This window comes from Syntrophorhabdaceae bacterium (genome assembly GCA_028698615.1).
Taxonomy (GTDB): domain Bacteria; phylum Desulfobacterota; class Syntrophorhabdia; order Syntrophorhabdales; family Syntrophorhabdaceae; genus Delta-02.
Map to the genome: position 1 here is coordinate 1 of JAQVWF010000016.1, position 22,191 is coordinate 22,191.

25 protein-coding genes and 1 tRNA gene are annotated in these 22,191 nt (G+C 54.2%); 10 read left to right on the forward strand and 16 right to left on the reverse strand.

Annotation, left to right across the window (positions count from 1 at the left end):
* Positions 1 to 94 precede the first annotated feature (94 nt).
* A tRNA-Phe gene (locus PHC90_07525) sits at positions 95 to 167 on the reverse strand.
* Positions 168 to 302: 135 nt separating this feature from the next.
* Here PHC90_07525 and PHC90_07530 point away from each other — a divergent pair.
* Genes PHC90_07530 through PHC90_07540 form a run of 3 tightly spaced genes read left to right on the forward strand, consistent with a single transcriptional unit; the run spans position 303 to position 3,218 of the window.
* Positions 303 to 1,514, forward strand: coding sequence for a DUF1015 domain-containing protein (locus PHC90_07530; GenBank protein MDD3846194.1), 1,212 nt, complete (start codon positions 303 to 305; stop codon positions 1,512 to 1,514).
* Entirely contained in the window at positions 1,507 to 2,247 is a 741-nt protein-coding gene (locus PHC90_07535) for a tRNA1(Val) (adenine(37)-N6)-methyltransferase (protein ID MDD3846195.1), read from the forward strand. The genes PHC90_07530 and PHC90_07535 overlap by 8 nt, the downstream gene beginning before the upstream one ends.
* 2 nt (positions 2,248 to 2,249) lie before the next feature.
* Positions 2,250 to 3,218, forward strand: coding sequence for a polyprenyl synthetase family protein (locus tag PHC90_07540; GenBank protein MDD3846196.1), 969 nt, complete (start codon positions 2,250 to 2,252; stop codon positions 3,216 to 3,218).
* A gap of 83 nt (positions 3,219 to 3,301) precedes the next feature.
* On the opposite strand, the gene glgC is transcribed toward PHC90_07540, so the two are convergent.
* Together glgC and rsmI are read right to left on the reverse strand one after the other, a co-directional pair.
* Positions 3,302 to 4,531, reverse strand: a complete 1,230-nt coding sequence (gene glgC, locus PHC90_07545) for a glucose-1-phosphate adenylyltransferase (GenBank protein MDD3846197.1) — start codon at positions 4,529 to 4,531, stop codon at positions 3,302 to 3,304.
* A 68-nt stretch (positions 4,532 to 4,599) separates the two neighbouring features.
* The gene (gene rsmI / locus PHC90_07550; protein MDD3846198.1) at positions 4,600 to 5,283 is read right to left on the reverse strand and encodes a 16S rRNA (cytidine(1402)-2'-O)-methyltransferase; all 684 of its coding nucleotides are present in this window, start codon (positions 5,281 to 5,283) and stop codon (positions 4,600 to 4,602) included.
* A gap of 64 nt (positions 5,284 to 5,347) precedes the next feature.
* On the opposite strand from rsmI, the gene PHC90_07555 reads away from it, so the two are divergent.
* A complete protein-coding gene (locus PHC90_07555) occupies positions 5,348 to 5,923 on the forward strand; it encodes a lytic transglycosylase domain-containing protein (protein ID MDD3846199.1) in 576 nt (191 codons plus the stop codon).
* Positions 5,923 to 6,477 carry a CDP-diacylglycerol--glycerol-3-phosphate 3-phosphatidyltransferase gene (pgsA, locus tag PHC90_07560; GenBank protein MDD3846200.1) on the forward strand — a complete coding sequence of 185 codons (555 nt, stop codon included), beginning with the start codon at positions 5,923 to 5,925 and terminating at the stop codon, positions 6,475 to 6,477. The genes PHC90_07555 and pgsA overlap by 1 nt, the downstream gene beginning before the upstream one ends.
* Here pgsA and PHC90_07565 read toward each other — a convergent pair.
* From PHC90_07565 to hisS, 5 genes are all read right to left on the reverse strand, one after another.
* Positions 6,449 to 7,510, reverse strand: coding sequence for a KamA family radical SAM protein (locus PHC90_07565; protein ID MDD3846201.1), 1,062 nt, complete (start codon positions 7,508 to 7,510; stop codon positions 6,449 to 6,451). The two genes, pgsA and PHC90_07565, sit on opposite strands and share 29 nt — an antisense overlap.
* Before the next feature lie 88 nt (positions 7,511 to 7,598).
* Positions 7,599 to 8,021, reverse strand: a complete 423-nt coding sequence (gene pal / locus PHC90_07570; protein MDD3846202.1) for a peptidoglycan-associated lipoprotein Pal — start codon at positions 8,019 to 8,021, stop codon at positions 7,599 to 7,601.
* Between the two features lie 151 nt (positions 8,022 to 8,172).
* Positions 8,173 to 8,391 carry a hypothetical protein gene (locus PHC90_07575; protein ID MDD3846203.1) on the reverse strand — a complete coding sequence of 73 codons (219 nt, stop codon included), beginning with the start codon at positions 8,389 to 8,391 and terminating at the stop codon, positions 8,173 to 8,175.
* Positions 8,392 to 8,464: 73 nt separating this feature from the next.
* Positions 8,465 to 9,385, reverse strand: coding sequence for a 1-phosphofructokinase family hexose kinase (locus PHC90_07580; GenBank protein MDD3846204.1), 921 nt, complete (start codon positions 9,383 to 9,385; stop codon positions 8,465 to 8,467).
* A gap of 112 nt (positions 9,386 to 9,497) precedes the next feature.
* The gene (hisS, locus tag PHC90_07585; GenBank protein ID MDD3846205.1) at positions 9,498 to 10,766 is read right to left on the reverse strand and encodes a histidine--tRNA ligase; all 1,269 of its coding nucleotides are present in this window, start codon (positions 10,764 to 10,766) and stop codon (positions 9,498 to 9,500) included.
* A 130-nt stretch (positions 10,767 to 10,896) separates the two neighbouring features.
* Here hisS and PHC90_07590 point away from each other — a divergent pair, with 130 nt between their 5' ends.
* Entirely contained in the window at positions 10,897 to 11,277 is a 381-nt protein-coding gene (locus PHC90_07590; GenBank protein MDD3846206.1) for an iron-sulfur cluster assembly scaffold protein, read from the forward strand.
* Positions 11,278 to 11,325: 48 nt separating this feature from the next.
* Here PHC90_07590 and PHC90_07595 read toward each other — a convergent pair whose 3' ends face one another.
* Positions 11,326 to 12,582: a tetratricopeptide repeat protein gene (locus tag PHC90_07595; protein ID MDD3846207.1), complete on the reverse strand. Its 1,257-nt coding sequence runs from the start codon at positions 12,580 to 12,582 to the stop codon at positions 11,326 to 11,328.
* 113 nt (positions 12,583 to 12,695) lie between these two features.
* Here PHC90_07595 and PHC90_07600 point away from each other — a divergent pair, with 113 nt between their 5' ends.
* A complete protein-coding gene (locus PHC90_07600; GenBank protein MDD3846208.1) occupies positions 12,696 to 14,111 on the forward strand; it encodes a DHA2 family efflux MFS transporter permease subunit in 1,416 nt (471 codons plus the stop codon).
* Positions 14,112 to 14,207: 96 nt separating this feature from the next.
* Here the strand turns inward: PHC90_07600 and PHC90_07605 are convergent, their stop codons facing one another.
* The 4 genes from PHC90_07605 to PHC90_07620 all read right to left on the reverse strand — a co-directional run bounded on the left by PHC90_07605 (position 14,208) and on the right by PHC90_07620 (position 16,486).
* Positions 14,208 to 14,642 (reverse strand): hypothetical protein, encoded by a 435-nt coding sequence (locus tag PHC90_07605; GenBank protein ID MDD3846209.1) that lies wholly within the window; start codon positions 14,640 to 14,642, stop codon positions 14,208 to 14,210.
* Positions 14,643 to 14,669: 27 nt separating this feature from the next.
* Positions 14,670 to 15,395, reverse strand: a complete 726-nt coding sequence (gene thyX, locus PHC90_07610; GenBank protein MDD3846210.1) for an FAD-dependent thymidylate synthase — start codon at positions 15,393 to 15,395, stop codon at positions 14,670 to 14,672.
* A 26-nt stretch (positions 15,396 to 15,421) separates the two neighbouring features.
* Positions 15,422 to 15,793, reverse strand: a complete 372-nt coding sequence (locus tag PHC90_07615) for a hypothetical protein (protein MDD3846211.1) — start codon at positions 15,791 to 15,793, stop codon at positions 15,422 to 15,424.
* 93 nt (positions 15,794 to 15,886) lie between these two features.
* Positions 15,887 to 16,486, reverse strand: coding sequence for a class I SAM-dependent methyltransferase (locus PHC90_07620; GenBank protein MDD3846212.1), 600 nt, complete (start codon positions 16,484 to 16,486; stop codon positions 15,887 to 15,889).
* Between the two features lie 115 nt (positions 16,487 to 16,601).
* Here PHC90_07620 and PHC90_07625 point away from each other — a divergent pair, with 115 nt between their 5' ends.
* Genes PHC90_07625 through PHC90_07635 form a run of 3 tightly spaced genes read left to right on the forward strand, consistent with a single transcriptional unit; the run spans position 16,602 to position 20,211 of the window.
* Complete coding sequence (locus PHC90_07625) at positions 16,602 to 17,660, forward strand: (Fe-S)-binding protein (GenBank protein MDD3846213.1); 1,059 nt, start codon at positions 16,602 to 16,604, stop codon at positions 17,658 to 17,660.
* The gene (locus PHC90_07630; GenBank protein ID MDD3846214.1) at positions 17,657 to 19,015 is read left to right on the forward strand and encodes an FAD-binding oxidoreductase; all 1,359 of its coding nucleotides are present in this window, start codon (positions 17,657 to 17,659) and stop codon (positions 19,013 to 19,015) included. The genes PHC90_07625 and PHC90_07630 overlap by 4 nt, the downstream gene beginning before the upstream one ends.
* Positions 19,012 to 20,211: a (Fe-S)-binding protein gene (locus PHC90_07635; protein ID MDD3846215.1), complete on the forward strand. Its 1,200-nt coding sequence runs from the start codon at positions 19,012 to 19,014 to the stop codon at positions 20,209 to 20,211. Before PHC90_07630 ends, PHC90_07635 begins: the two co-directional genes overlap by 4 nt.
* On the opposite strand, the gene PHC90_07640 is transcribed toward PHC90_07635, so the two are convergent.
* From PHC90_07640 to PHC90_07650, 3 genes are all read right to left on the reverse strand, one after another.
* Positions 20,202 to 20,912 carry an MBL fold metallo-hydrolase gene (locus PHC90_07640; GenBank protein MDD3846216.1) on the reverse strand — a complete coding sequence of 237 codons (711 nt, stop codon included), beginning with the start codon at positions 20,910 to 20,912 and terminating at the stop codon, positions 20,202 to 20,204. The genes PHC90_07635 and PHC90_07640 overlap by 10 nt on opposite strands.
* A gap of 8 nt (positions 20,913 to 20,920) precedes the next feature.
* Entirely contained in the window at positions 20,921 to 21,520 is a 600-nt protein-coding gene (locus PHC90_07645) for a NifB/NifX family molybdenum-iron cluster-binding protein (GenBank protein ID MDD3846217.1), read from the reverse strand.
* A 91-nt stretch (positions 21,521 to 21,611) separates the two neighbouring features.
* On the reverse strand, positions 21,612 to 21,989 hold the full coding sequence (locus tag PHC90_07650) for a DUF5320 domain-containing protein (GenBank protein ID MDD3846218.1): 378 nt from the start codon (positions 21,987 to 21,989) through the stop codon (positions 21,612 to 21,614).
* Positions 21,990 to 22,191 lie beyond the last annotated feature (202 nt).

The following is a 22,191-nucleotide window of genomic DNA, read 5'->3' on the forward strand; positions in this document are numbered from 1 at the left end:
GATCTGATGGAGCAGACCAACAAAAAAGCCCTGATGAACAAGGCTTCAAGAACTCAATCATTCGTGAATTGGCGTGGGTTAAAACAAGAAACAATGCCGAGGAACGGAATTGAACCGCTGACACGGGGATTTTCAGTCCCCTGCTCTACCGACTGAGCTACCTCGGCAATGTGTAAATTTAAAACATAACCCGTCGTGCCCTGTCAACAGTTTCCTTGGAAAATGAGCAGTCTAAAACCCTTTGACACAACCTATTGACGTATGTTACACAGACTTAGCATATCCCCGTGCAGGTTAAGCTAATGAAACCATTTAAAGGAATACTCTACAACATAGAAAAGACCGATGGCATTGCCGACCTCGTCTGCCCTCCCTACGACGTGATCGAGAATACCGGGCCCTATTATGCAAGGAATCCCTTCAACGCCATAAGGCTTGAGCTTCCTAAAGACCTGCCCGGAACGGACAGGTACAACAACGCGAAGAATACTCTTGACGACTGGCTCTCGAAGGGTGTTCTGGTATCGGACCCCCGGGAATCCATTTACGTCTACGAACAGGAATTTCACGTCGAATCGGCTGTATTCCTTAGAAAGGGCTTTATCGGTCTCCATAAGCTTGACAGGGAACGCATCCTGACGCACGAACAGACACGAAAGAAAGCAAAGGCCGACCGGGAACAGCTGATCGGCACGTTGAAGACATATACCAGCTTTATCTTCGGTCTCTACGATGACAGGGAGAAGGAGATCCGGCGCGTGCTCGACACCGCACCCGGCGAACCCCTCTTCGAGTTTGTCGACGAACAACTCATCAAGACCAGGTTCTACCGGATCACCGATCCTGACTCCATCGGCACCATCGCTTCCATTCTCGACAGCAAACACATTTATATCGCCGACGGGCACCACAGGCTCGATGTCTCCTATCGCCTCAATGTCCCCTACGCGCCTTTCTACCTTACGGACATGTATGATGAGGGCATCGTGATCCTTCCCTATCACCGACTGGTCAGGTTCGCGCAAAGACGGCCATTGAAGGAGCTCATCACATCCATCGAGCCATACATGACGATCGAAAAAAGGCCTTTCGCCGGCGATGAGTCACTCAAAGGTGTCCTTTCAGCCGTTGCCGCGTCATCCCGCCCGGCCTTCGCGTTCTTTTCAGGCGAGGACCAGCGGCACCTTTACGTGGCCGTGGAAAAGTCCCCGCTCCCGATATACAGCGCACCGGGCTTTCATGACAGCCTGAAGAAATTGAGGGTGAATGCGATTCACAGCGGCGTCATTCGAGAGATAATGAAGGTTAAGGACGACGAGATCTCCTTCACTGAGGACCATAACTGGTCTATTGATTCCGTGAGGAACGGCTCCTGTGATCTGGCGTTCTTCCTGCCGCCCACGACGGTCGACGAAGTGAGGGACATAGCCGAGAACGGCCTCGACATGCCTCCCAAATCGACATTCTTCTATCCCAAGATTTTGACGGGCCTTGTATTCTACAGGTATGCGTGACATCGTCGGAAGAGACGAAACCCTTGATATCCTTTGCAGCGAAGGATTGAAGATCATCCAGAAGAGAAGGGGGTATCGTTTTTCCATCGACGCGATCCTTCTCGCCGCTTTCGTGGTGTTGAAAAAGCGTGAAAGGCTGTTGGATATCGGTTCCGGTTGTGGTATCATACCTATCTATATTGCGAAAAAAGGTTGTATGAACGACATGACCGGCGTCGAAATTCAGGAAGAGCTTTTTGAGATTGCGCAAAAGAACAGGACCGTCAACGGCTGTGAAGACCACGTTCGTTTCATCAACGCCGACATCAACGCCCTTGTTAAGGACATGAAGAAGACCCCCTTTCATGTGATCGTCTCCAATCCGCCATACACGAAGCGCAGCAGCGGCAGGACATGCCCCGAAAGATCTCGCTTCCTGGCACGATATGAGGAGAGCCTCGACGTCGAAGCCCTTGTCTGTGCCGCATCGTCCCTGTTGATGAAAAAGGGCCGCTTCTATGTCATATATCCGGCGAGGCGTTTCGGAGAACTCATCCACGCGGCCGAATCACACAGGCTGGCCCTGAAGAGACTGCGCGCCGTCTATCCCCGAAGAGATGAAAACGCCAATCTTGTCCTTGCCGAATTCATAAAGGACGGCGGCGTCGGCGCTGCCATAGAAAAACCGCTCTACGTGTATGACGGAGATGCCATCTCCGAGGAAGTTACAAAATATTACTCATTCAGGGATTAACCATGTCAGGATTTACACAGATCATCCAGAAGGACCTTGATAAGCTGGAGTCATCCATCGACGAGCTTATCAGCACGCGGGTCAGTTATATCAAAGAGATCGTCACCTACATCATAGGGTCCGGCGGGAAAAGGGTACGTCCCGTTCTCGTCATGCTATGTTCCAAGCTCTGCGGCTACCGGGGGAAAAAGCATATTCCTTATGCCGCCATTATAGAGTTCATCCACACCGCCACCCTTCTTCACGATGACGTCGTGGACAACGCCAAGACCAGACGGGGCCTGTCGACGGTCAACACCGTCTGGGGCAACGAACCCAGCGTCCTCGTAGGCGATTTCCTCTATTCGAGGTCCTTTGAGCTCATGTCGCGGGACGGCAACAACGAGATCCTAAAGACGATCTCACAGGTAACGACAGCGCTCTCCGAGGGAGAGATACTGGAGATAGTCAAAACCGCCGATGTGGAAACCACCGAGAAGGACTATTACGAGATCATAGGCAACAAAACCGCCGTCCTGTTTGGAGCAGCCTGCGAGATAGGCGCAATCCTCGGCGACAGGTCCGATGACGAAAGAAAGGCATTGAGAAACTTCGGATACAACCTCGGCATCGCCTTTCAGCTCATGGACGATGTTCTCGACTATACGTCCTATAATGACGTTCTGGGCAAGCGCGTCGGAACCGATCTGAAGGAAGGCAAGGTCACCCTTCCCCTGATCTACGTTCTCAGGAATGCCGGAGATAAGAACCGGGCTTGTATAGAAAAGGTTTTCGGCAAGCAACGGGTAACGAAGCGCGACTTCGATCGGGTGCTCGGCATCATAGAGAAGAGCGGAGGGATCACTTACACCCTGGAAGCCACGGAGAAACACCTCACGAAGGCAAAGGAATGCCTCGACATATTCCCTTCGTCACGCTACAAGACCGCACTCCTGGAACTGGCCGATTACATGCTGAAGAGAGAGATGTAGGAAAAGCCCTTGCCTTTCCTTTGATCAATTGGTCATTATCTTCTTATTGGTCATTGGAATTTGGTTATTGGTTATTATTCTCGTCAGAGAATCTCTCCCTTTGGAATCACCACTATGCCATCCTCGGTAACAAAGAATCTCTGGCGGTCTTTTTCCAGGTCATAGCCTATCTTCATGCCGTCAGGGATACGGACATCCTTGTCGATGATGGCTCTTTTTATCTTTGCCTTCATACCAACCACCACATTGTGAAAAAGGATCGATTCGCTCACCTCGGCGTAGCTGTTTACGCGCACCCCGGGGGAAAGAACGGAACCATACACCTTGCCGCCGCTTATGATGACTCCACTGCAGATGATGGAATCAAGGGCCTTGCCGGCCCTGCCCCCCGCTTCGTCGGCAAAGACCGTTTTGGCCGGCGGATACTGCCCCTCATAGGTCCTTATAGGCCAATTCCTGCCATAAAGACTGAACTCCGGGGTCACCGAGGCGAGATTCATGTTCGCCTTCCAGTATGCGTCAATGGTCCCGATATCCCGCCAGTATTTCGCGTCACGGCCTTTCCCGGCGCCGAACCGGTAAACAGACACACGGTTGCGGGGATACATGAACGGTATGACGTCCCTTGCAAAATCGTGGAGAGATCCTTCGCGCTGAGCGTCCTTCGTGAGCATATCTATGAGGACATCACGCTTGAAGACATAGACCCCCATGGAAACGAAGGCTCGGTTGGGAGATCCCGGCATCGGGCGCGGTTCCGCCGGCTTCTCCTCGAATCCTATCACCTGGGAATCGGAACCGGTCTGAATGACGCCAAAACGCGAGGCCTCTGCGATATCGACCTCGACGCCGGAAATGGTAACATCCGCCCTCTTGTTCCTATGGTACCTCACGAAATGGCTGTAATCCATCTTGTAAATGTGATCCGCCGAGAGAATGACCACGTGATCAACATCCACCTGCCTCAAATGGTAAAGGTTCTGGTATACGGCATCGGCGGTGCCCCTGTACCAATCCTCGCCTATCCGCATTTGCGGTGAAAGATTGGAGACGAATTCTCCCAGTTCGGGGTTCAGGATGCTCCAGGCGTCGCGGATGTGCTCTATCAGGGAGTGTGATTTATACTGGGGAAGGACAAAGATCTTCCGTATGCCCGAATTGACGCAGTTACTCAGCGTAAAATCGATGATCCGGTATTTTCCCCCGAAGATCACGGCGGGCTTGGCCCTGTCCCGCGTGAGCGGATGCAACCTCTCGCCGACGCCGCCCGCCAGGACAAACGCCACTGCATTATGCATGATCCTCGATCTCATGGCCCTATGGTAACATTATGATTGTCTCTCAGCGGGTATTCAACAGAAATCGAAGATGGCCATCCGGCTCACTTCTTGCTGCCGGCTACCATGAAGGCGTACTCTCCTCTTTTTTCCCCTGCCGAGATCTGTTCGATGACCTCGCTTACGGTGCCCCGGTAGGTCGTTTCGTAAAGCTTCGTCATCTCTCTCACGACGACTATCTTCCGGTCTCCCATTATGGCAAGGACATACCCGAGCGTCTCCTCGATGCGTCTTGGCGATTCATAGAAGACAACGGGATAAGGCAAAGCGGAGAGCTCTTCTATGGTCTTCTTCCTTTTTCCCTTCTTGAGCGGAAGAAAACCGTAGAAGACGAACCGGTCGGCGAAAAGACCGGAGACCGACACGATCCCGGCGACGGTACAGGCTCCCGGCACGGCGCATATCTCGATATCCTCTGCAACGCATCTGCTCACGAGAATGCTGCCAGGATCGGAGATGCAGGGAGTCCCGGCGCTCGTTATGAGGGCAACCTTCTTCCCTCCCTTAAGACTGCGGATTATCCCGGCCGATCTTCTTTCCTCATTGTAGCTGCTGATACTCAGGATCGTGTTCTTGATCCCGTAATGGTTAAAAAGCTTCAACGCCCGCGACGTACTCTCCGCCACTACGAGATCAACTTCCTTCAGGATATCGATGGCCCTGAGAGTGATGTCGCCGAGGTTACCGATCGGTGTTGCCACAACATAGAGAATGCCCTGTGAATCCATGAGTATCAAGCATATTACAACCCAAAACTCTTGACAAGGGTAAAAAAGTTTAAGAGAATACACTATGATACTCAAAGGTGCACTAATATTGGTGCTGTGCCTGCTGCCTCTCGCGGCATACCCTGCAATTTACACCTACGTGGACGACAGCGGCACATCTCACTTCACGAACATGGTCCCCGTGGGCAAGAAGTTCCGCGTTGTGATCTCCGAACGCATAAAGCATGTCATCGCACGGGTTTTCAATAATACCGCCTATGACGGAATCATTGAACGCCATGCACAGACACACGGGATAGACCCATCGCTCATCAAGGCGGTCATGAAGGCTGAATCGAATTTCAACCCCAACGCCATGTCGCACAAAGGTGCACAGGGTCTTATGCAGCTGATGCCGGACACGGCAAAATTGATGAACGTGGATAACCCCTTCGATCCCGAGGACAACATCCGGGGCGGAATCAGGTACCTGAAATATCTGGGTGAGACATTCGGGGGTAACCTCGACCTTATGCTGGCCGCGTATAATGCCGGGCCCGCACGGGTCAGAGAACATAATATGACCATCCCGCCTTATGATGAAACACGCACTTACGTCCAGCGGGTCAAATCCTACTATAATTCGTTCAAGAAGAATTAATGAAGGGCAAAGACGAACAGCTGCCTCTCTGGACCCTTCCTAACCGCTTGTGCATTCTCAGGATACTCTTTATTCCGCTGATCATACTCTTCATCGAGAAGGGGTTGTTTTACGTAGCGTTCGTCCTTTTTATCCTGGCCGGCATAACCGACGGGCTCGACGGCTTCGTGGCCCGAAGGTTCAAGCTCACATCGAAGCTTGGTCTCTATCTCGATCCCATCGCCGACAAGCTGCTCGTTTCTTCGGTGCTGATCACTCTCACCTATCACAACCTGGTGCCTTTGTGGGTCACAATACTTCTTGTATGCAGGGAGTTCGTCATTAACGGGCTGCGGTCTTTCTACGCCCTCGAAGGCATCACGATCTATCCCTCCTTCACGGGAAAACTCAAAACCACGCTCCAGATCGTAGCCATATCCTTCCTCCTCTTCAAGCACCCCCTGGCACAGCAGGTAGGCATGTACGTATTGTATGCAGCCCTGCTGTTCAGCATGTATTCCGCAATAAAATACATCGCGGCGATATTTAAACCGAAAAAGGCAGGTGACGGCTAATAGACTGCGGTTTCTCTTCACATATCCCGCACTTCATGCACGCACTTTCCCCGCCGTTGTCATCGTAATAACCAATCTCGCCTGAAGGGCTGACGAGTTGTACCATGGTGGTGTCGTCCAGCCGCTTCACGTGTTCCTCGTTGACGGGGATCTTGCCCAAACCGCCAGGGATGTCAAGCGCGTATCGCGGCACCGCAAGCCCTGACGCGTTCAGTCTCAAAAAGGCCATGATCGCCCTGCCGCGTTCCAGTTTCACCTTGAAATGCGATGCCCCCCGCACATCATCGAGCTGAAAAAGATAATAGGGCTTCACGCCCGCTTCGACGAGGGACTCGAAAAGCTTCAGAAGAACGTGCGGGCAGTCGTTGATGTTCCTGAGTAAGACTGTCTGGCTCACCATCATGCACCCTGTCCTGCGGATATTGCTGATCGCCGTCAGGAATTCCTCTGTTATCTCCCGGGGGTGATTTATATGAATGACGACCCACAGGGGCGAGGCGCCTTCGATGGCCTTCAAGTGGCCGGCGGACAAGCCGCCGGGGTAGACGACGGGAACGCGCGTGCTCAGCCTGATGGTAAGACTCTTCTTCATCGACCGCAGCCTCTCCAGGATAGATCGTAATTTCCCGGCTTCGAGCATGAAAGGGTCGCCCCCCGACAGGATCACTTCGCGGATCCTGTCATCCTTCTCTATAACGGCGTAGGACTCTTCAAGATACGGTTCCGGGTCTACCGCCTTCCCTGCAAATCGTCTGCGGTTGCAGAACCGGCAATACATTGCACACTCGGAACTTACGAGAAAGACGCATCGGTCGGGATGTCTCCTGAGCAATATCGGGGTTAGGGAGATTCCCTCTTCGGCAAGAGGATCGTCAGTGCCGCCGCCGCTGTCCTCCAGGACGGAGGGAATGGACTGACCCCTGATGGGACAAAGGGGATTCTCAAAGTCGATAAGCCCAAGGTAATGGCGGGGAATCTTAAAGGTGTGGCGGGACGCGACTCCCTCAAGGGACCTTGCGGTCCCGGGATCCAAGGAGGAATGGACGACCAGCTCGCTGAGAGAGAAAAGAAAAGGGAGGGTATTAGGTATAGTACCCTCCTCCTCGCTTTTCCTGTTCGTCTTACTGCAGCGCCAGAAAATGGGCTCTTCTGTTCTTCGCCCAGGCGGCTTCGTTGTGACCCGGATCAACCGGTTTCTCTTTGCCATAGCTTACAGTTTCAAGCTGCCTTGAATCTGCGCCGAGATTTACGAGGAAATTCTTCGCGGAGTCGGCCCTTTTCTGTCCAAGGACAAGGTTGTACTCCACTGTGCCTCTTTCGTCACAATGGCCTTCAACTCTGACCTTCTTGCCACGGTTCTGTTTGGCCTGGAACCAGGCCATGTTTGACTTCAAGATGGCCGCGTCGGTGTCCCTGATGGCGTACTTGTCGAAATCGAAGTTGATGTCCTTCATCGGGGAAACCGCTACAGGGACTTCCACCTTCTGGTCCGCAGGTCCAACCTTAGCCGGTCCCGCTGCCGGAGGCGGTGTCTCGCCTTTCATCTGCTGCCAGAAACATCCACAACCACCAAGTGAAATGCCAACGAAAACAACCAGTAAAATAACAGACAATGATCTTATCTTCATGTTCCACCCCTTCCTTTAAAAATTAGAGGGTATACCCATAGACCGGATATACCCTCGCATTGCAACATTACTTTTTCTCCGGTGCTGGCTTCTCTGCTGCCGGTTTCGCTTCCGCGGGCTTCTCCGGTGCGGGTGCCGGTTTCTCCTCTGCTGGAGGCGGGGGCGTCGGTTTTGCCTCTTCCTTCGGCGGTGCCGGTTTTGGAGGCTCCGCGGACGGACCGCATCCGATCAACGAAAAACCTGCAAAAAAAGCGATAGCTATCATTAATGCGACGAGCTTCTTCATCTATTTTCACCTCCTTTCTTGTTTATCTTCGCCTATATTGAATACATATATACTAACAATGCTAATATGTAAATTAAAATGTTTCAATAATTACTTCTTTCCGCACGGAATCTACGTCCGTTTTTTTGCAGAGACCCCCGGGCCCCGTAAGGACTGCCGCCGTTCCACAGGCCACGCCCGTCCTCAGGGCCTCTTCAAAACTGCCCGATTCATTCATGACAGATACTACCCCTGCCATGAATGAATCGCCGGCACCCGATGAGTTCCGCGCCTTTATTTTCGGCGGTCTGACGTGATAATCGCCTTCCTTCGAGAACCCAACGGCGCCGCGCGCTCCCAGTGACACAATAATGTATTCGACACTATCGCGGTAGGGCTTAACTGTTTCCGCTATATCTTTTATCTCGTTGACTTTCCTCTCCGTCAATCTGTTGAGTTCGAAGATATTGGGCTTGATCAAAAAGGGGGCGGCGGCGACACCAAGTTTAAATGCCTTCTGATCGGAATCAAGGAAGGTCTTTATGCCCTTTTCCCCAAAGGTCCCTATGAGTTCCGCAAAGATGCCGGCATCCATCCCGGCGTTACTGCCGCTCAAGACCACATAACTGCCTTCAGGGATCTCCCTGGCCTTATTCAGAAAGGAGTCTGCTTCATCCTCCCCTATTGCCGGACTCGAAGTGCACAACAGTGTCTTGATCTTCTTCTTCTGCTGAAAGATCGTTATGCTGGAACGCGATTCCCCGGCGATGCGGGTAAAATCCGTGACAATGCCCTCGCCGTCAAGCATGTCCGTCAGTTCAAGACCGCTGTAGCCGCCCACAAGGCCCAGGGCGACGCTCCGGCCGCCAAGTTCCTTGATGACCCGTGATACATCGATCCCCTTGCCTCCAGGTTTCTTGTTCTCATGGGTAATACAGTTGACGTCGTCGTACAGCAGTTCTTCCACGCCGACAAGTCTTTCGAGCATCGGATCCAATGTGACAGTGTATATCATTGATAATTGAGATTGTATTAGATATAAAAAAAAATGGCTAGAAAATTTTTCCTTTTTTCCACGTCAACGCTTGAAACGCTGGGTTCTGGAGAAGACAGGAATTAAAGACAGGTTATGGGTTACCCATTACCTGTCTCCTGATCTCTTCAATCACCTTTTCCGGGTCAAGGGGAAATTCTTGCTGGGATTTATCCGCCATGTTCCTGAGGGTGATGGTGCCTTTCTCGATCTCGTCGTCGCCGAGAATAAGGACAAAGTCACACTTCAGGTTGTCGGCGTAGCGCATCTGGGCCTTGAGGGATTTTGCGTCATAGGCGTACTTCAGAGCTATTCCTTCGGGGATACACACCCTGAGGAAGGAAATGAGATAATCCCTGGCCCGGTCCCCGACGCAAGCGAAGAAGCATCGTTTTTCTGCCTTTTCAGGAGAGTTCGGCACGAGCATGCCAAGGCGCTCGACGCCGATGGCGAAACCGATGCCCGCAGTTGCCGGTCCGCCCATCTCTTCAACAAGGTTGTCGTACCTGCCGCCGGCAATGAATGCCTTCTGGGCCCCGAGGTCCTCCGACGTGACCTCAAAAACGGTCTTCGTGTAATAATCGAGACCTCTGACGAGACGTTTGTTGATCTCGACATCGATGCCGAATTCCTTGACATACCTCTCAAAAAGCCCGAAGTGATCCTTGCATTCGCCGCATAGCGAATCAAAAAGAAGGGGCGAGTCACCGGTGACCCTGATGCACTGTTCATTCTTACAATCGAAGATCCTGAGCGGGTTTCTTTCAAGCCTTCTCAGACAATCCTCGCAAAGCTCATGCTTCCTCGTTTCAAAGAAATCCATGAGAACCTTGCGAAAGGATTCCCGGCAGGTCTTGCATCCAACACTGTTGACCTCTATCCGATAGCGTTCGATGTCGAGTTCGTCAAGGATCCTGCGGATCATAAAGATCAATTCGGCATCGACGAGGGCTTCTTTTATTCCGAAGACCTCCACGTCAATCTGGTGAAACTCCCGGTAGCGGCCCTTCTGCGGCCTCTCATGGCGAAACATGGGGCCGATGGAACTAACCTTTGTCATCCTTTCCGTTGCGTAAAGACCTTCCTGCAGATAAGAGCGGACCATGCCTGCGGTAGCTTCCGGCCTCATCGTCAGCGAATCGCCGCCCACGTCGGTAAAAGTGAACATCTCCTTCTCGACGATATCGGTGGTGTCTCCGATGCTCCGGACAAAAAGCTCCGTCTTTTCGAGAACGGGCAGCTCTATCTCCCGAAAGCCGAGAAGACCGCTGTATTTCCGAAACACCCTTTCTATGCGCCTGAACTTGTCAAGTTCTTCCCCGAAGATGTCGCGAAATCCCCGGAGGGTCCTTATCTTTTCCATCAATGCTCCAAAATCATTGCGTTTCGTTAACCAATCATTTAGGTATCACAAAACAAAGAGCAATTGGAAGTGATTTTTGCCGCTTTATGGTATAGTAAGGCTCAATTTTACCGAAGGAGTACGGGGGAACATGGTCGACCACAGGGAAAAGGTCATCGAGCATTCCAAAAATCCGCGAAACCAGGGAAGCATGACGGACCCTGACGGTATCGGGGGGATCGGTGATCCATCGCGCGAAGTCTACCTCCGCGTCTTTATCAGGGTCAAAGAGAATGTAATAACGGATATCAAGTATGAGATCAAAGACTGTTCGACTTCTCTCGCCTGCGCCTCTATCATGACGGAACTTGCCATCGGCAAGAACCTCGATGAGGCCGTCATGATTGAAGGTGAAAACATCGCCAATGCCCTGGGCGGTCTGCCTGAAAACGAGATCTACTGCTCAAACCGTGCCGCCACCGCTCTCCAGGAGGCGATCATCAACCATGTCTATACCCGCACTAGAATGTGAAAACGTTTGGATCGCCTGACGGATATCCAGGCGGCCCGTCCTTCGCTCCTATGCGGTCCGCCCCGTGAAGAGGCGGGCAATCTCTTTTCCCGCTGAGGCGACGAGTCCATCTATCAGGTCGTCATGACGGATCTTCAGGAGGTCGTATCGCTCCACCGCCGAGTCGCGCAGGGCGTCATTACAGGAAAGGTCTTCCTCAACAGCCGTTTTCAGTTCCTGTTCCATGGCCTCGGACAATGCCATGGCCTCGCCGCTGCCATAGACGTCACGTGCCAGGATGACGAGCACATCCACGGCAATATCGTTGAGCTGCGCCATGGGTTTTGCCCTCATCGCCTCTGCGTCAAAAAGACCCAGGGATCTCAGAACCACGAAGACAAACCCGGTCATGCAGAGAAAGGATGCGCAGGACTCAAGACTCGCCTTGTCGCCAACATCATAGAGCGAACACCTCCCGCCGGAGAGGAAGACGCAGGGTCTGGCGTCCTGTCCTATCCACATGAGGGTCCGGTAGTCCTTTCCCTTCGGTATGTCCCTGGCGAGCTCTCCACCCAGTGAAGACTTTTTCTGCCGCGGGAATGTAACAGATGCGACACCGCCCGGCTTTATGATGTCCTGCGGCGGGAAGAGACTTTCTCCATGCTCCGCTTCGGCCACGGGAAAAACCTCGAGGAGGTCCTCTTCGCACAAGCCCTCTTCCACGAAATACCTGTGCAGGCCCTGGAGCTTCCACGGCCCTATCGTAACTCCATGCAACAGAAGCCTGCCGGTGAAATGGCAGCAATACGCCGGACACCAAAGGACGGGACAGGAGGGTCTATCAAAGATATCGATCCTGTTTCCTCCGTCCAGGATATGGCGCAATTCTTTCGACCGAACCCGCGAGCTTTTTTCCTCACCAACGCCGGCGGGGACAGAGAAGGCGCCGTCCACAACACGCGCCGCCCACCTGACGGTATCGATGCGCTCGTAGTTCCTGTCGAGGGAGATTGCCTTTTTCACATCGTCATCGGCGAGGTCGGGCCTGCCGAGCGCCTCGAGGAACCCTGCGCGTTCATGGTAATATTCGGCGGTGCCGGGTGCAAGCTTGATCGCCCGAGACATCGCCCCGGCGGCTCCTGCCATGTCATCGGCGGCGCGAAGTGCCCGAGCCAGTCCGCACCAGGCATACGCGGTCTCGCGGATATCGATCGCCTTCTGGAAGAACACGACGGCCTCTTCCAGGTCGCCCTCTTCCGTCAGGGCAGTCCCCATGCAGTGATAATACTTTTCCCTCAGGTCCTCTGTGTCTTTTTCATCCGCCACAGGCCGCGTTCTCCCCGGACATGTTACCATGCTTACAGCCGCAGTTCCATAGATCGCGGCGCCGGAACAAATATATTGAAAAATGGTGCCGATTCATTCACAATGGTTGTCGTATGCCTTCCCAATCCGAACGGCCGTCCGCATACCGCTGGATCGTAATAACGGTTGCCTTTGGCGCCTTCATGTCCAAGCTTGACAGCTACATCGTCAACATCTCCCTGCCCACGATCGCGACGCGCTTCAATGTGACCACCGCTGAGGTTTCCTGGGTCGTCCTTGTCTATCTTCTTGTCTCGACAAGCACGCTGCTTCTCTTCGGCAAGCTGGGCGACCGGTTCGGACTCAGACGGGTCTTTTTCCTCGGCTACCTTCTCTTCACCATCGGGTCGCTCCTGTGCGGAGTCGCCCTGTCGCTGGAAATGCTCATCGCCTCCCGGTTCGTTCAGGGAATCGGCTGTGCCATGCTCATTGCCATCGCCTTTGCCGTCATCCCCAGATTCCTGCCCCATGAGATCACGGGGTGGGCGTTCGGCATCGCCGCCACAGGCGCAGCCCTCGGCATTGCCATCGGGGCGCCGGTCGGCGGGATCATCACCGGCTATCTTTCCTGGCGCTGGGTCTTTCTCGTCAACGTGCCCTTCGGGATATTCGCCATGTATGCCGTGAACAGATACATACCCGATGAGGTCCGGTCCGATTCCCGAAAACTCAGGAGAGCCGGGTTCGACATGCTTGGCGCCGCTTTGAGCTTCGCCGGTCTCGCCCTTATGCTCTACGGTCTCAATACGGGTCGGGAATTTGGCTGGACGTCGCCGAGGATCATGGGGTGCTTTGCGGCCTCCTTCCTTTTCCTTGCCGCTTTTTTCATACGTGAGATAAAATGTGAGGAACCTCTTCTCGAATTGAAGCTGTTCAAGGACTTTCACTTCAGCGCCGCCGTCGCCTCCACGCTCTTCGCGTACATGCTCCTTGCGGGCAACTCCTTCCTCCTTCCCTTTTATCTGGAGGTGGGCAAGGGTCTTTCCACAGTGACCGTCGGCCTTGTCATCATGATCTACTCGGTCATCTACATGGCCGTGGGACCCTTCGCGGGACGCATATCCGACAGGATACGCCCGAGCATCCTTTGCGGCTTCGCCATGCTTTCGGCAGCCCTGTGCTCCTTTGTCTTCGCTTTCACACTGGCCGCTCCCGGGCTTCTGGCGGTGGTCATTTTTCTTGTATGGATATCGCTCTCTTTCGGTTTTTTCATATCACCGAACAACAACCAGGTCATGAGCCTCGCGCCTGCCCAAAAGCAGGGCAGCGCATCGGGAGTTTTCAACACCATTAACAGCCTCGGCCTGGTGCTGGGCGTGTGCCTCTTCGAGATGATCATGTCACGGTCATCCGCCCTGAGGCCGGGGTCTTTCACGGGCTATAAGGATGCCTATCTTTTTGGGGGAGTCGTTTGTATTGTAGCGCTCTTCTTCTCGCTTCTCGTAAACCGAAAAAGCAAAAACAATGACCAGATTTCAATAACCGATTGACCGAACCAAAAGAGACGGGATGAGGTTATGCCGCTGTCTTTCCGTTTGGTCATTGGAATGTGGTGAATTGGTCATTATCCTCTTTCTTTGGTCATTTCACATGGATACTCCCCAGCCGTCCTCTATACCGACCCAGTCACGGTACTTCTCCTCGCCTCCCCGGGCGCCCCAGTCGGAATCGATGGTCAGCTTGGAGCTGATGCCCCCGCGCGGGTGGCATATCATGACGATACGGACCCGGTCGGGCTCGTAGGCCTCCATGATGTGGTCATACATTATGTTGATGAGACGCTCATAGGAGACGATTATGTCCCTGAGCTGGAAGACATACTGCTTGAGGGATTTCAGCTCTACGACCTTTTTCTTCGGATAGAATGTCAGATACACGACCGCAAAATCCGGTTGTTCGCCCACGCCCAGAAAAGTGAACTCGGGGATCTTTATCTTGATCTCATAGGCCTCCTTCGTGGGGTTGGGTATGGATTTGAGGATCGATCTATCGATGTCCTTGTATGTCTTGACGTTGCCCATTTTTCACCTCCTAAGTGTTGTGTCCTTCTAGATAGTGCGGAACAATTCCCGTACCTCTTCGGCCCCGCCGCACGAATAAGCCCCCTCGGGGCATGAACCGGAAAGGCAAGCCGGTCCCGCATCGCGAAAGATCGCCGGGGCCGCCCGTCTTGCGAGTCTGAGCATCTCCGTGGCCATGGCTCGTATCTCCCATTGGGCGCGCCGGCAGCATCTCTGCGCGAAGAAATGGAGGAGTTCCCTGGCGTTCATGGTCATGATTATTTTTGTCTCGGCGGCATTGGGGAGAACGAACCGTGCGTCCTCATATGCCGATTCACCCTCGATGCCCCGCGCCTTCATCGCCATGATCAGCTCATTGTAGAATTCCTGTATCCCTTCCATGAAAAAACCGAAGCGCTCCTTGAGAACGGGGTCGGTATCGATAGATGGCGGAATGATATATCCGAACCCATCTCCCATGCCGACGTACCGCTGTGACTGCTGGCTGTACGACGCGAGACGGTGCCTCACAAGCTGGTGGGAACAGGCCCGCGAAATGCCCTCGACGGCAAACGTGAAGCACGCATGTTCAATGGGGCTCAGGTGCCCCATGTCGACGAGTCTCTCGATGAAAGAGTGCTGGTCCTTTGCCTGGACCGTTTCCTTAATGGCGTCCACATCTGACGCGCTGTAGCACAACTTCGCCGCCGCGGCCACGGTCTCCTCGGGATGGGGCGTGTGGGCAAGCAAAACAACCTTCAGTTCTGATTCCAAATCATGTCTCCTATATTTCGATGGGCCTAGACCTCTATGCCCTGTTCTCGCAACTCCTCCGTCTTTTTCTTGGAACACTCCTCGCATCGGAATTCCGGCAGCGCATCCCGGCTCTTGTCATATCCTGCGGCCTTGACGATGCGGTAACCCCGTGCCTCTTTCCCGCAATCGACACAGACCACCGCGTCTTTGACTTCCCATTGGACTGAAAGCAGCTCCGATGTGAAAATGAATTTGTCGACCCAGAAGAATATGAGACCGCCTATGAGATTGGCGATGGTTGTTGCCATTATTTTGCCCGTGCCGGAAAGTATATATAGAACGACGGCCAGGATTGGCGTCGAGAGCTGCCACCTGATGAGATAAAGCCCGTAGCGCTTCAGGTTAACCTTCGCCATAACCCCTCCTTCATATCAATGAGTGCCACGAATACGGATTTCATAACACTGTACTTTTTTGCCTGCACCGTGTCAACCCAAATCAATATACCGTTAACGGCATGACAAAACAATAACCAAAAAATGAAGATATGCTATTATCGAATACCGCCAACCGTACCGTACAATCCTGCTTTCGAAGCCATGTCCAGCCAGGGCTTCGGCAAGTTCCCCGGGTCTGTAGAAATGCGCCGGCTCTCTGAACATTCTCTCGCCGCGGGTTATTGCGCCTCCCAGGACGCTTCCGGGATCGATCTCAAAAAGAGTCAAAACGCCGTCCTCCCTCAAGACCCGCTTAAGTTCCTTTATGGCCCGCCGGGGATCGTTGAAATGATGTATGCAGTCACCGGCATACACTGCATCAAACGACTTTTCCGCAAAAGGCAGGTATTCCGCCCTGCCCAACACTTTCCGGGCAAAGTCAGGCGCGAACTTCAACATGCCCGGGGCGGGGTCGATCATGGTGTACATAAGGTCGTTTCGCGCCCTCTGGGCAAACTGGGAGAGTATCCCCGTCCCTGCACCGACATCAAGTACGCTCCCTCCATCGGGAACCTTCTCCAGCGATGATGCAAAGACCGTCCTGAAGGCGCGGGGATAAACGAGGGAGGAAAAGGCTTTGAAAACAGGGCCCAGATGATTGAACGGGATCATTATCAATAGTATATACCACATTTCCCGAGGGATCGTTGCCTGCAAAGGACTCGCGCCGGGGGTGTTTAAAAAGGGAAGCGTTCTGTGTTAGAAAGAAATACTGCGGAGGAATTCAATGTTCGCTCTTCAATTTGATGAAAACAAATGCCTTCATTGCGAGGGTCAGGATTGCCTTGCAAAATGTCAGCACATAGACATCGAGCGGGGCAGGATAGCAAAGGAGATGGTAAAGATCGCCCGGGGCGGGGACTCCTTCGTGCTCCACCAGTGCGTGACCTGCTACGGATGCGAGGAATATTGTCCCATGGACAACCATCCTTTCTATCTGATCGTGGAAAGGCAGGAGGCGCTGGGGGTATCCCCCGTACCGCGGCCGCTTGTCAAAAGGGCCATAAACCTGGGCGTGCCATTCAGAGGAGAACCTGACGTAAAGGAAATTAACGGACCCCTGCTCAACATGGGCGCCTTTTCCGAACTGACACCCCTTATCCAGGGAAGGCTCTTCGAACAACTTCCCATAATATCAACGGATGGACGGAAAATGTTCCACTACTTCTGTCAGCTCATGTACCTTCACTACGGCAAAAGCTCCGTCATCAAGGAGAGGCTGCCCGGTATCATCGCAACCATAGAACGGTATAGACCGACAAAGGTTGTCTGTTTTCACGATGAATGCTACGGAACATATGCCTCCTATTGTCCCGCTGTCGGGATCGAAGTACCCTTCACTCCCGTACATTTCTACGAGTACCTCTATGAGCGCCTGACGGAATTGAAGGAGCTGATCAGGCCCGTGGGTCTCAAGGTGACCTACCAGCGCCCCTGCTCATCACGCCTGTCACCGGACAAGCACCGTTTCGTGGGAGAGATCTTCCGGCTCATAGGCGCTGAAGAGGTGAGAAGAGAATTCGTTGACGAGAATGCCCTGTGCTGCGGCGGGACGATACAGGGACAGGGAAGGGAGGGCAGCCGCAAGCGCGCCGCCGAGATCCAGAAGAAGAACATCGAAGACATGAAGAAGACGGGGGCCGAGGTCTGCGTCTTCAATTGCCCGGCCTGTCTTCAAACGCTTGGGGACATGGTCGGCAGGGAAGGTATAAGGCCCGTGCATATGAGCGATCTTTGCCGGTTCGCGATCGGCGAGACGCCCGCCGGATGGGAGGTGACCCGATGAAATCGATCTACCGGGCGCTTGTGGACATCGTGGACGGAGAGCACGTTTCGGACAGGCCCGAAGAGCTCTACATCTATTCCTTCGACCTGGGGACGGCGGAGCCTCGCAGACCTGATTACGTCGCGGCACCACGAACGACAGAACAGGTGCAGGAGATAGTGCGTCTTGCCAACAGGGAGAAGGTCCCCGTGGTTCCCCTCGGCGGTGGACTGTCGCTTGCCGGCCTCGCGGTCCCCCTTAAAGGAGGCATCCTCGTCGATCTCAAGCGCATGGACAGCATACTGGAGGTGAACGAGCGGGGTCGATATGCCGTTCTGGAATGCGGCGTCTCACAGGCACAGTTGACCTCCTACCTGGCAAGAAACCATCCCTCCCTGACGCACTCCGAGCCCGGAGCCCCGCCGACCGCCACCGTCGCCGGGAACGTGCTCATCCACGGGCAGGGCGATCTTGCCCAACCTTACGGCTTCAACTCCGACCAGGTCAACGGCCTCGAGGTCGTCCTGCCGACGGGGGAGGTCTGCCGTTTCGGTTCCTGCGCCATAGGCGTTTCGTGGTTCACCAATCATCCGCTTCCAGATGTCGGCCTCTTTTTCGGCTGGTGCGGGACCACCGGTATTATCACCAAATTATCGATACGGCTCTATCCCGCCAAACGGATCAGGGGTGTCGGTCAGTTTGTGGTGGAAGACGAGGAACTTGTCCCGGAGATCATAGAGAAGATCACCGCAACACAAATGGCGGAGGACGTCATAGCATACAGCCGCGCCATCCCGCCCTTCGGACTGGGCCTCCAGCATTTCACGGTGAATATCGCCGCCAACTCGGAGAAAGAGCTTGAGTTCAAACAGGAACTGATCTGGGACGACGCCCTGGGCGAATACATCAGCCGGGGGGACGGAGGATACCTTGGATTCACGCGGGGGCTCGAACATCCCCAGATATCGAAGACCTCCGACTACAAGAAGGGCGGCGGTTTCGAATACGTAGGCAGCATCATGCCCATTGAGAAATACCCGGAGTGTTATCGCAGAGGCCGGGAGATATCGGAAAGACACGACATCCCCTACACGGTGACGGGGCGGTGCATCGGCGTCGGGCACTCGATGATGTTCGCATGGACCTATGCCTTCAACAGGGCCGACCCCGAAACGATGCGGCAGGCAAGAGAGGCGCTCCACGAAACCGATGACCTTGTCCTTGAGTTGGGCGGGGTGATATGGAAACCGGGCACCTACGGTCAGCAGCTCACAATCGGGCTCCTCCACCCCGGCACGCGGGCGCTCATGAGACGGATCAAAGAGGTTCTCGACCCAGGCGGCATCATGAACCCGGGAAATTGGGAGGGTATATGATGTTCACCGATACCTACAGATTCAACGATGTCATACACCGCTGTTTCAGGTGCGGATACTGCAAATTCCCAACAAACTGGATGGATGTGAACAACTGCCCGCCTTATGCGCGCTTCCGCATGGAACCCTACTCGTGTGGCGGAAGACTGTGGCTGACAAGGGCGTGGTTGAATGAAGAGCTCGACTGGTCGGAACACCTCGCGGAGATCCTCTATTCCTGTACCACCTGCAGAAACTGCGAGGTCAAATGCCCCTTGAGTTTCAATGTAGATATCGTGAACATGGTCGTGGCGGCAAGGAGCGAGATGATAGAGCGGGGAAAAATCCCTGGGGCCGTTAAGAGATTCCTCGAAAATATCGACCTCCATGGCAACCCCTATGGCAGTGCGAGAAGCAAGCGGGACGCGTGGATGGAAGGGGTGGAAATAGAAGGATACAACGGCCAGGAATACCTGTACTATGTCGGATGCACGGGTTCCTACGATACGCGGGCGCAGAAGTCAGCCCGGGCCCTGGGAATGCTTCTCCGTAAGGCCGGCCTTTCTTTCGGAGTGCTCGGCAATCAGGAGAACTGCGACGGCAACGAGGTCCACAAGCTGGGCGAGGCTGGCCTTTTTGAAATGCTGGCGCAGGAAAACATCGGGCGCTTCAACGGCCTCGGTGCGAAAAAGATCATCACCCTTTCACCTCATGCCTACAACGCGATCAAAAACCTCTACCCCCGGTACGGCGGCGACTTCCGTGTATTCCACTACACCCGGGTGATCTTTGAACTCATTAAGGAAGGGAAGCTGGATATCTCGGGCGGGTTTGCTGCGCAGGTGACATACCATGACCCATGTTTCCTTGGTCGATGGAACGAAGAGTACGAAACTCCGAGGAGGATCCTCGCCGCGGTCCCGTCCCTTCGGCTGATCGAGATGGAAAAGAACAGGGACGCGGCCCTGTGCTGCGGCGGCGGGGCGGGCAACTTTGAGATCGACCTTCTCAGCGGCAGCGAATCAAGCCCGGCAAGACGCAGGGTCAGGCAGGCCGCCGAAACGGGGGCAACCGTCCTCGCCGCGGCATGTCCCAAATGCCTCGTCATGCTGGAAGATGCGGCCAAGGCGGAAGAGCTCGAGGGAAGGTTGAGCATACGGGATATCCTCGAGATCGTCACCGATGCCTGTGGAATGGAATCAGGGCTTCAGACATGAAGGGTCTTGCCGACGACCGCTTCAACGAAATGAGCCCCATAGGCGTCCTTGAACAAACGGATAGCTTCATTGCCGGTACAGTGGGTGGGTGCCACTCGGGCGACCCCCATCTCCTGAAACCTTTTTATCACGGACTTCACGACGGACAAGGACAGGTCAAGCGTGTGAAACCCTCCAATTACCAGATGGATCGGATCCCCCACACTCTCCTGGACAGACATGAGGATATCTGTGATCCCGTTATGGGCACAACCGGTGATCACAGTCGTCCCCTTTTCCGATCTCAGAACAAGGGCCTGCTCGGGAATCAGGCCGTATCGACATGCCGCCTTGGACTCTCCGCTGGTGTATATGCCCTTTTCAATCTCCATGAATGGTTCGACCTCGATAGCTCGAGAACCGAAGGATGCGATCTTGTCCTTGAATTCCCGGCTGACGCCGGGGCAAACGTAAACGGCCATGCGTGGATTGTATGCCAGCAGACGCCATAATCCACCTATATGATCCCAGTGTTCGTGGGATATGACGATCTTGTCAATCTTGTCCGGCTTGACATTCATCGACCACATATTGTGCAAGAGCATGTGTTCGTTCTCGCCGGCATCGAAAAGGATGTGATGATCAATAAGATACGAAACACCCCACCCCGCAAAGTAGCCTGTATCTTCTTTTTTGCTATCGAAAAGTATCCTGATCTCCATCGATGGGATTATGCCTCCTTTTCGAGCTGACGGATACGTTCGTTGATCTGATCCATCTGTCGCTTCAGTGTCTCCAGTTCGTCCCCGGCTGTTTCCTGAGAATTTTGTATACCCGTCGTTTGTCCACCGAAGGAAGCTCCTCCCATGCCCATGCCGCGACCCCTTCCTCCTCCCATGCCGCGTCCCATTCCTCGTCCCATTCCCGGGGCGCCCATGCCGGCTCCCGTCTGAGCCGGATAGCCCTGACCCGCTCCATAGTGGTCGGCCACACTGGGCCCGGCCGCCGCCGCGAACTTTCCTTCCCGGGACTGATCGATCACATCCCGCACATTCCCCGCACAGCCCGTAACAACCTGGACCGCGGCGGCCGCAAGCACCTGGTACGCATTGGGCCCGCAAGCCCCGGTGAAAACATGCGTTACACCCTTTGCGGCGATCATCTGGGCCGACTGGATTCCCGCACCGCCGCCAAGTGCCGCATTCCCGTTCTCTATGGTCTCAAAAGTGAGATCATCAGTATTAATGATCAAAAAATACCGGCACCTCCCAAACCGAGGATCTATTCTCGCGTCAAGGGATGGCCCATCAGAAGTAACTGCAATACGCATGACAAACCTCCTGGATTATGTTCTCAAAATAGGGGCACGGGAGCCGACGGCCGCTTGATCACCGTGGCTCCTCGTGCTCTGTTAGCTGGCTTCAGCTTCCCTGGCTGCCTTTTAACTTTTCATCGTGTTCTTTGAGCTGCTTACGAATCCTCTCCAGAGCATCTTCCAGGTATTGAGCCTGCACCTTGAGCGCATCCGTCTCCTGCTGTCTGTTCACTGCAGGCATCGGGGACCCGTAATAAGGCCCGTCGGCGAATGAGTTTCCCCATCCGGGTATATAGCGTCCCGCTCTTTGCCGGCCTGTCAGGCCGGTTCCATAGAACTGGTTCCTGAAACCGCGACAGCCGCCCCCGCGTCTTTCGCCTAAGGCATTACCGTACCCGGCGACACCATAACCTGTGCAAAAACCCGCCGCACGGCCCGTCATGGGACCAAATCCACGAGGTCCTGTTCCATCTCCGCATGGCATATCCGTTACCTCCTTTCATTTCATTGGTGTATCAGTCGGTAGTCCAGCTTTCCTTGAGGGCCGCGAATTCCTTCTCGATCCCGTATTCTTCGACGTTTCGTACACACTGGGCACCGACATCTATCTTTTCGGGCATCCCGAAAGTCTTGCCGGGTTCATCCGGGGCCTCTGCCTTTTTCAATTCCCGAATTCTCTCGGGATC

Coding starts and splice junctions, on each gene's coding strand:
- PHC90_07530 (MDD3846194.1), top strand. CDS start 303: ATGAAACCATTTAAAGGAATACTCTACAACATAGAAAAGACCGATGGC.
- PHC90_07535 (MDD3846195.1), top strand. CDS start 1,507: ATGCGTGACATCGTCGGAAGAGACGAAACCCTTGATATCCTTTGCAGC.
- PHC90_07540 (MDD3846196.1), top strand. CDS start 2,250: ATGTCAGGATTTACACAGATCATCCAGAAGGACCTTGATAAGCTGGAG.
- glgC (MDD3846197.1), bottom strand. CDS start 4,531: ATGAGATCGAGGATCATGCATAATGCAGTGGCGTTTGTCCTGGCGGGC.
- rsmI (MDD3846198.1), bottom strand. CDS start 5,283: ATGGATTCACAGGGCATTCTCTATGTTGTGGCAACACCGATCGGTAAC.
- PHC90_07555 (MDD3846199.1), top strand. CDS start 5,348: ATGATACTCAAAGGTGCACTAATATTGGTGCTGTGCCTGCTGCCTCTC.
- pgsA (MDD3846200.1), top strand. CDS start 5,923: ATGAAGGGCAAAGACGAACAGCTGCCTCTCTGGACCCTTCCTAACCGC.
- pal (MDD3846202.1), bottom strand. CDS start 8,021: ATGAAAGGCGAGACACCGCCTCCGGCAGCGGGACCGGCTAAGGTTGGA.
- PHC90_07575 (MDD3846203.1), bottom strand. CDS start 8,391: ATGAAGAAGCTCGTCGCATTAATGATAGCTATCGCTTTTTTTGCAGGT.
- PHC90_07580 (MDD3846204.1), bottom strand. CDS start 9,385: ATGATATACACTGTCACATTGGATCCGATGCTCGAAAGACTTGTCGGC.
- hisS (MDD3846205.1), bottom strand. CDS start 10,766: ATGGAAAAGATAAGGACCCTCCGGGGATTTCGCGACATCTTCGGGGAA.
- PHC90_07590 (MDD3846206.1), top strand. CDS start 10,897: ATGGTCGACCACAGGGAAAAGGTCATCGAGCATTCCAAAAATCCGCGA.
- PHC90_07600 (MDD3846208.1), top strand. CDS start 12,696: ATGCCTTCCCAATCCGAACGGCCGTCCGCATACCGCTGGATCGTAATA.
- PHC90_07605 (MDD3846209.1), bottom strand. CDS start 14,642: ATGGGCAACGTCAAGACATACAAGGACATCGATAGATCGATCCTCAAA.
- PHC90_07615 (MDD3846211.1), bottom strand. CDS start 15,793: ATGGCGAAGGTTAACCTGAAGCGCTACGGGCTTTATCTCATCAGGTGG.
- PHC90_07620 (MDD3846212.1), bottom strand. CDS start 16,486: ATGATCCCGTTCAATCATCTGGGCCCTGTTTTCAAAGCCTTTTCCTCC.
- PHC90_07625 (MDD3846213.1), top strand. CDS start 16,602: ATGTTCGCTCTTCAATTTGATGAAAACAAATGCCTTCATTGCGAGGGT.
- PHC90_07630 (MDD3846214.1), top strand. CDS start 17,657: ATGAAATCGATCTACCGGGCGCTTGTGGACATCGTGGACGGAGAGCAC.
- PHC90_07635 (MDD3846215.1), top strand. CDS start 19,012: ATGATGTTCACCGATACCTACAGATTCAACGATGTCATACACCGCTGT.
- PHC90_07640 (MDD3846216.1), bottom strand. CDS start 20,912: ATGGAGATCAGGATACTTTTCGATAGCAAAAAAGAAGATACAGGCTAC.
- PHC90_07645 (MDD3846217.1), bottom strand. CDS start 21,520: ATGCGTATTGCAGTTACTTCTGATGGGCCATCCCTTGACGCGAGAATA.
- PHC90_07650 (MDD3846218.1), bottom strand. CDS start 21,989: ATGCCATGCGGAGATGGAACAGGACCTCGTGGATTTGGTCCCATGACG.